This is a genomic window from Kitasatospora sp. NPDC018058 (assembly GCF_044327205.1).
Lineage (GTDB): Bacteria > Actinomycetota > Actinomycetes > Streptomycetales > Streptomycetaceae > Kitasatospora.
In genome coordinates, this window is sequence record NZ_JBIRFA010000066.1 from 21,251 (window position 1) to 27,693 (window position 6,443).

The 6,443-nt window shown below is 70.3% G+C and carries 7 protein-coding genes and 1 pseudogene; 7 read left to right on the plus strand and 1 reads right to left on the minus strand.

From position 1 onward, the window contains the following. Window positions 1–120: 120 nt before the first annotated feature. The 7 genes and pseudogenes from ACH4E7_RS42150 to ACH4E7_RS42180 all read left to right on the plus strand — a co-directional run bounded on the left by ACH4E7_RS42150 (window position 121) and on the right by ACH4E7_RS42180 (window position 5,941). Window positions 121–939 carry a 3'(2'),5'-bisphosphate nucleotidase CysQ gene (locus ACH4E7_RS42150; RefSeq protein WP_396254518.1) on the plus strand — a complete coding sequence of 273 codons (819 nt, stop codon included), beginning with the start codon at window positions 121–123 and terminating at the stop codon, window positions 937–939. A 39-nt stretch (window positions 940–978) separates the two neighbouring features. Next, window positions 979–1,719, plus strand: coding sequence for an alpha/beta fold hydrolase (locus ACH4E7_RS42155; RefSeq protein ID WP_396254519.1), 741 nt, complete (start codon window positions 979–981; stop codon window positions 1,717–1,719). Window positions 1,720–1,764: 45 nt separating this feature from the next. Beyond that, window positions 1,765–1,857: pseudogene (locus ACH4E7_RS42160) on the plus strand (3'(2'),5'-bisphosphate nucleotidase CysQ); the annotation flags it as partial. 48 nt (window positions 1,858–1,905) lie between these two features. Next, window positions 1,906–2,502: an NADPH-dependent F420 reductase gene (locus ACH4E7_RS42165; protein WP_396254520.1), complete on the plus strand. Its 597-nt coding sequence runs from the start codon at window positions 1,906–1,908 to the stop codon at window positions 2,500–2,502. 372 nt (window positions 2,503–2,874) lie between these two features. Continuing rightward, window positions 2,875–3,816 carry an alpha/beta hydrolase gene (locus ACH4E7_RS42170; RefSeq protein WP_396254521.1) on the plus strand — a complete coding sequence of 314 codons (942 nt, stop codon included), beginning with the start codon at window positions 2,875–2,877 and terminating at the stop codon, window positions 3,814–3,816. Window positions 3,817–4,555: 739 nt separating this feature from the next. After that, entirely contained in the window at window positions 4,556–5,005 is a 450-nt protein-coding gene (locus ACH4E7_RS42175) for a DUF5994 family protein (protein WP_396254522.1), read from the plus strand. Window positions 5,006–5,362: 357 nt separating this feature from the next. Further along, window positions 5,363–5,941: a DUF5994 family protein gene (locus ACH4E7_RS42180; RefSeq protein WP_396254523.1), complete on the plus strand. Its 579-nt coding sequence runs from the start codon at window positions 5,363–5,365 to the stop codon at window positions 5,939–5,941. A gap of 45 nt (window positions 5,942–5,986) precedes the next feature. Here the strand turns inward: ACH4E7_RS42180 and ACH4E7_RS42185 are convergent, their stop codons facing one another. Beyond that, on the minus strand, window positions 5,987–6,238 hold the full coding sequence (locus tag ACH4E7_RS42185; protein ID WP_396254524.1) for a hypothetical protein: 252 nt from the start codon (window positions 6,236–6,238) through the stop codon (window positions 5,987–5,989). Window positions 6,239–6,443: the final 205 nt, after the last annotated feature.

The following is a 6,443-nucleotide window of genomic DNA, read 5'->3' on the forward strand; positions in this document are numbered from 1 at the left end:
TGCTTTACATGCATTTGAAGTTAATCAAGGGGCTGGATACCTTCGAGACCAGAGCGCTGAACAGAGCGCACATTTCGGCCGAAACGGCCTCACCATCGCCTACGCAAAAGGGAGTTCACCATGTCCGAAAAGCTTCACACCGCTGATGTCGCCGCCTTGGACGCGGACCTGCTAGACCAGACCTCGATCGCCGTGCGTGCGGCCGGCTCCGCGCTTCGCGAGCGCTTCGGCGAGGTGGTCCGCTACCAGAGCCGCGAAGAGCTGATGCGCGCGCTCGCCGTCAACGACGACACGGCCCTCGACATCCTGCGCCCCCGCCTCACGCGCCTGCGCCCGGACGCCGGCTGGGTGGAGGACGAACTGGACGGCGGGGCGCTGCCGCCCGGCGAGTGGTGGGTGGTGGATCCGGCCGAAGGCAACGTCAACCACCTGCATGCCCTGCCGGAGTGGGCGGTGACCGCCACCCTCGTGCGTGAGAACCAGCCGGTGCTCACCACGGTCCACCTGCCGTTGACCGGCGAGACCTACACCGCGCTCGCCGGCGCGGGCGCCCACCTCGATGGCCGGCCGCTGCACGTCTCCCGGACCGCGGACCTCGGTCTGAGCATCGTGGCCACCAGCCAGGCCCGCCCCGAAGAGGACGAGGAGGTCGTGCGGCGCGTCGGCTCCTCGATCACCGCGATGCTCTTCGACGCACTCGTCGTCCGCACTGCCGTGCCCGCGACCCTGCACCTGACCAACGTGGCCGCCGGCCGGATCGACGCCTTCTGGCAGTTCGCCGGCGCCCGCGCGGACCTGCTGCCCGGGGCGCTGCTCGTCACCGAGGCCGGCGGACAGGTCTCCGACGCCCAGGGCCGCCCCTGGACCCCGCAGAGCGAGAGCTTCCTGGCCGCCGCACCCGGCGTCCACACCCCGGCCGTCGCCACGCTCTCACGCTGACCGCGCACCACCACCCGCACTCACGAAAAGGACCACGCCATGGCCGACGCCCAGCTGGCCTACGACCTCGACGGCACGGGACCGATGCTCGTGGCCGTCCACGGCATCACCGAAAACCGGCGCTTCTGGAACCTTGTTGACCTGCGGCAGCACTTCCGCGTGCTGAGCGTAGACCTGCGTGGCCACGGTGACTCATCTCGGGTCTGGCCGTACGGGATCGACGAGTCGGTGGAGGACATCCGCCAGCTGATCGAGTCCCTGGGCGAGGACCAATCCCCGTTCATCGTCGGTCACTCCCTCGGCGGGGTGATTGCGACCGCCTACGCGGCTCGTTACCCGACTCGTGGCGTGGTCAATGTCGATCAGTCGCTGCGGGTCGGTCCACTACCTTCGGAGATAGTCGCCGCCGTGCGGGGAGAGGGCTTCGCCGACTTCGTTCGTACGGTTTTCGCCCAGCTGTACGGCGAGCTGGATCCTGCGCTGGTGGCCGATATCGAGCGCCGCCGCGCCCTCGACCAGGAAGTGTTCAGCGGGTTTTGGACCCCGCTGCTTGATTGGGACGCAGACACGCTGGCGGCGTGGTCCCGACGTACCACGAGTCTCCCGCCCGACGTTCCGTACCTGTCCCTGCACGGAACCGATCCCGGTGGGGACTATGCCGAATGGCTCACCGACCGTATCCCCGGGGCCGTGACCGAGCAGACACCGACCCGCACGCACTATCCGCACCTGGCGCAACCCGAATGGTTCGCCTCCCGCGTCCATCAGTTCTTCAGCTAGCTCGCTCCGCAACCTCCAGGGGCGAACGGTCCGCCGTACATGCGGGCCGACGCCCAGGGCCGCCCCTGGACCCCGCAGAGCGAAAGCTTCCTGGCCGCCGCCCCCGGCGTCCAGGCCCAGGCCGTCGCCACGCTCTGACCGCGCACCACAACCCACCCACACACACACGAAAAGGACCACCTCATCATGACCACGATCGCAGTTCTCGGAAACGGCCGTGTCGGCGGCAACCTGGCCACAGCCCTCACCCGGGCAGGGCATGAGGTGACCGTGGCGGACCGCGCGCCGGGCGCCGCCGCCGACGCCGCCCGGGCAGCCCGGATCGTCATCAACGCCACCCCGGGAGCCGGCTCGCTGGAGCGGCTCGCCGCCCTGCGCGAGGAACTGCGCGACAAGATCCTCGTCGACGTCTCCAACGCCACCACCGACGGACCGGACGGACTGCCCGCCGACCTGATCTACCCCGGCTCAAGCCTCGCCGAGCAACTCCAGGACGCGCTCCCCGAAACCCGTGTCGTGAAGACCCTCAACACCATGCTCTTCCCGGTGATGACCGCGCCGGCCACGCTCACCCAGGCGCCAACCGCGTTCCTCTCCGGCGACGACCCGCAGGCCAAGCAGACCGTTGGTGAACTGCTCACCGACCTCGGCTGGCGCAAGGAGTGGATCACTGATCTCGGCCGGATCCAGACCGCCCGCGCCACGGAGGCCGCGATCCTCTTCGTCCCGCACGTCATCCGGTCCAGCGGATTCGCGCCCTTCGCGATCTCGATCGCCCGCTGACCCGCACCCCATGCACCGCCGCCGGCGGGCCCGCATCCAGGCCGGACACGACAGCGCGGCCAGGGCCGGCGATTCAGCGCCGGACGGCGACCCATGGCCACCCTTCCCGCGGCCGTCGGTCTCGCACCGAGGAATCGGCTCATCCCACGGCGGACGTGCTTGCGGAGCGGGTTGCGAATCTGCCCGCCGATACCCGCGGTGGCCGCCGGCAGGGGCCTCGCACTCGCCGATCCGAGTGCGCGTGCGCGTGGCGTGCGGGCCCGGGGTCGCGCAGCACCGTGCGCATCACGCAGCCGCTGCTCCACTCCTTGCGGAGCTTGGACCAGTCATTCCAATCCGTGTCGTCTCGCCAGCTCCAGGAAGGTACCCATCATGTCCCTCGACCCACAGATCGATGCCCTGCTCGAGAAGTTGGCCGAAGGAGGCGAACCGGCACCGGAGAGTCGAACGGTCGCGGAGAACCGCGACCTCGTGAGCAACTTCTCCACCCTCGCGGGCGACGTCGAGCCCGTCGCCAGTGTGCACGACGCCGTGGCCGCCGCCGAAGGCCTCGAGGTCCCCGTCCGCATCTACGCCCCCGCCACCCTCCCGCGCTCCGGGCCACGACCCGTGACGGTCTTCTTTCACGGTGGCGGATGGGTCCTCGGAGACCTGGACAGCCAGGACCACATCGCCCGCATCGTGGCCAACCGCTCCGGCACGATCGTGGTCTCCGTCGACTACCGGCTCGCGCCCGAACACCGCTTCCCGGCGGGAATCGAAGACGCCTACGCCGCCCTGACGTGGGTCGCGGCCAACGCCGGAAGCTTCGGCGGCGACGGGCAGAGCATCGCGGTGTTCGGCGAGAGCGCCGGCGGCAACCTCGCCGCGGCCCTCGCGCAGGAAGCGCAGCGGCGCGGGGGACCTCACATCGCACTGCAGGTACTGGCCTACCCGGCGGTCGACCGGTTCGACGACAGCCCCTCCATGTACGAGAACATGGCCGGACCGTTGCTGAGCCGCAGCTGGCTCGAATGGTTCTGGGGCCTTTACCTGAACACGCCCGACGAAGGCGCCGACCTGCGCGTCTCGCCGGCGCGCTCCGACGAGCTGGCCGGGCTTCCTCCCGCCGTCATCGTCACCGCCGAACACGATCCGCTGCGGGACCAGGGTGACCGGTACGCGCAGAAGCTCGCCGACGCCGACGTGCCGGTCACGCACCTCCCCATCAAGGGTGCCACCCACGCCTTCTTCTCGTTCACCAGGTCGGTACAGCTCTCACGGGACGTCCTGAATCAGCTCGGAGATGCCGTGGCCACCGCGTTCAACAACTGACCCGCCCACCGTTGCCGCTCGCCGGTCCCTCACCACCATAGACGCGGCGGGGGACCTGGCGTCCCGCAAGCCCACGACTTCTGGGTCAACTACGAGCAGGTCAACAATTGGGTGGCTGAGCCAGGCCTCGACCACCTGGTCGTCGCGGCCGCGGTGGATCAGCCAAGAGGCCGGGAACCGCTCCGACTCGCATTCTGGTCGCGACATCGCGGACCACGGACTGGACCTGATCTTGGTCGCCAACGAGGAGACTTGCAATCAGCCTCGAAGCCGGCTCCGAAATGGTCCGCGGGCCCAGAGGAACAGCCAACTACCGCAGCTTGCACTTGTCGCCTCGTTAAGGGATCGCCCCAGGTCAGGGCACTCAAGAGTGGCAAGATGGTCGCAGGGTGGTCGCAGGACCCGACTGAGAGCGACCGACAATGGATACAGAGATCCCCCCCGGCGCTCGGCCGATTCGGCCGCGCAGCACGCGGGCGGAGCGCCGGGCGGGATCGGCGTGGTGCGCCGCCTTCGCGGGGCTGTCACCGCGAGGGCAGGCATTCCGCACCGGGGGAACGGGTACCGGAATGCGGGATGCCCTGGATCTCTTCGAGCCTACTCCCGTGGCGGGCGGCCCAGGGGAGACCGCAGCGGAGTACTGTGGGAGACAACCGAGGACATTCCGCACACCGGCATCAGCGCCGACGTCGCCCTGGGTCGTGATTGGTCCCTTTCCGGACCGGACGGGCGGCTTCGCATGATGTCGAATTCTTTCCCCACCCCTTCCTCTTCCGGGCCGTGGTCGGTGCCCGGCACCCCGCTACTGCCCCGCCTGGAACTGGAGCCGACGATGTCGCGGGACGGGATCTTCGACGGGGCCTGGTGGCCCCGCTCGAACCACGTCCTCGCCGAACTGCCGGACCTGATCACCGCGCTCGGCGCCCACTTCGGACGCATCGTCCGGGTTGGCCTCGACACTACGGCCTGGGACGGTGTACCACGGTCCCTCGCGGCGAACGGCCTGACGATCAGGATCAACTGGTTCGCCGGCAGCGACGCGACGATCAGCGTCACCCGGGGGTTCCAGGACCACTTCCTGTTGCTGGTGGTACCGCCCGGCACCAACCCGGCGACGGCCGCCTCGGCGATGGCCGGCGCCTCGGCGACCGGGAACCACACCCCGGCGGCAGAACTCCTGCTCGGCTGAGCGGTCCGCGCACGCTCGACACGGGGGAGCGGACCCAGCCCAGCACTCAGGACTACCTGGACGCCATCCACCGCACCCGTCCGATCGTTTCCGAGGAGATGGCCCTGGAGTTCGCCGACCAGGCGGTCCGCTACGGGCGTGTCGGAGGGGTGCCCTCGTCGTTCCGGGGTGTCCGGCCGTAGGCGCCGGGCGGCAAACCCGACGACCGCGACCATGCCGGGTTCAAGCCGGACCGAAAGTAGCCTGGATATCACCGAAGGCACTTCGCATGCCGGCACCGGATACTGGCGTCGTCTCCGGCGAATGGCAATGCCGGACCCGACCTCGTGGGCCGGGCCCGGAGACAGGTTCTTGATCATGACCACGACGCTCGATCGTGCGACGACGCCTCCCACCCGGAATTCCACCGCACGGCTCTCCCTTGCGCCCCGGGGCGCGCGGCCCGGCCGACTGGACGGAGCCTGGTGGCCCCGCTCGCGTGATCTTCTTCTCGAACTCCCCTCCCTGGCCGCCGAAATCGACGAGCGGTGGGGCCGGATCACCCGGATCACCGTGAACCCCGCGCAGTGGCCCGTCATCCCCCCGCGCATCCCGGTCACCGGGCACACCGTCCACACGGGCTGGTTCACCACCGAGCAGGACGAGCACACGATCGCGGTGTTCTCGTACGCCCCCCGCCGGCTGAACCTGCTGGTCGTCCCGCCGGCGACGGATGCCGTCGACGCCGCCCGGCTGATGTCCGAGGCGGCGGACCCGGCCGACACCCGGACCGCGAGCGACCTGCTCGCCGCGGAGACGGGCGGTGGTGCGGCAGAGCCGGAGTCCCGCTCCGGCTTCCTGCCGTCGGCCGCCGCTCCCTCCGACGGCGCTGGTGGGGCCGCCAGGCGGGCGGATGTCGCCCACAGCCGGGCCGCCTCCTGGCCGGCACCCGCGTAGTCGGCGGGACGGGAGCCGCCCGCTACGGCCGCGGGGCCGGGTGTGTCACTCGCGTGACCATTCGGCCTCGGCCTGGGGCTGGCCTGCGGCATCGGCCCCGTCCCAGAGGCGGATCCTGATCGCCCGGGGGCCGGGAGCAGGCCGGGAGAGCGTGCGCACGAACACCTCCCGCAGGTGGTTGGCCGCCCGCTGGGGCGGCCCGTCGTACTCCAGCGGATTCTGCATGGGAGTGCCGTCCTGCCGGGACCAGTGGCCGTCGTCGTCCTGCGTCTCCAGAACCCATCGGTAGTGCCGCATCCTGGCCTCCTGTGCCGACGATCCCGCCCCCGGGAAAGACGGTATGGGCGGGGCGGATCAACCGCGACCGGTGGACGCCGCCCGGCTACCGCTGAGCAGCCGGGCGAACCGCCGCCGAGGGCCTGCGGTTCGCCCGGAGCGGACCGCCGTCAGTACTCGGAGCCGCTTCGCAGGTAGGTGCCCACGACCTGGAGCCACGCCCCCG

Bases quoted from the DNA above. Each gene is read 5' to 3' on its own strand.
- ACH4E7_RS42165 (WP_396254520.1), top strand. From the start codon at position 1,906: ATGACCACGATCGCAGTTCTCGGAAACGGCCGTGTCGGCGGCAACCTG.
- ACH4E7_RS42185 (WP_396254524.1), bottom strand. From the start codon at position 6,238: ATGCGGCACTACCGATGGGTTCTGGAGACGCAGGACGACGACGGCCAC.
- ACH4E7_RS42170 (WP_396254521.1), top strand. From the start codon at position 2,875: ATGTCCCTCGACCCACAGATCGATGCCCTGCTCGAGAAGTTGGCCGAA.
- ACH4E7_RS42180 (WP_396254523.1), top strand. From the start codon at position 5,363: ATGACCACGACGCTCGATCGTGCGACGACGCCTCCCACCCGGAATTCC.
- ACH4E7_RS42150 (WP_396254518.1), top strand. From the start codon at position 121: ATGTCCGAAAAGCTTCACACCGCTGATGTCGCCGCCTTGGACGCGGAC.
- ACH4E7_RS42155 (WP_396254519.1), top strand. From the start codon at position 979: ATGGCCGACGCCCAGCTGGCCTACGACCTCGACGGCACGGGACCGATG.
- ACH4E7_RS42175 (WP_396254522.1), top strand. From the start codon at position 4,556: ATGATGTCGAATTCTTTCCCCACCCCTTCCTCTTCCGGGCCGTGGTCG.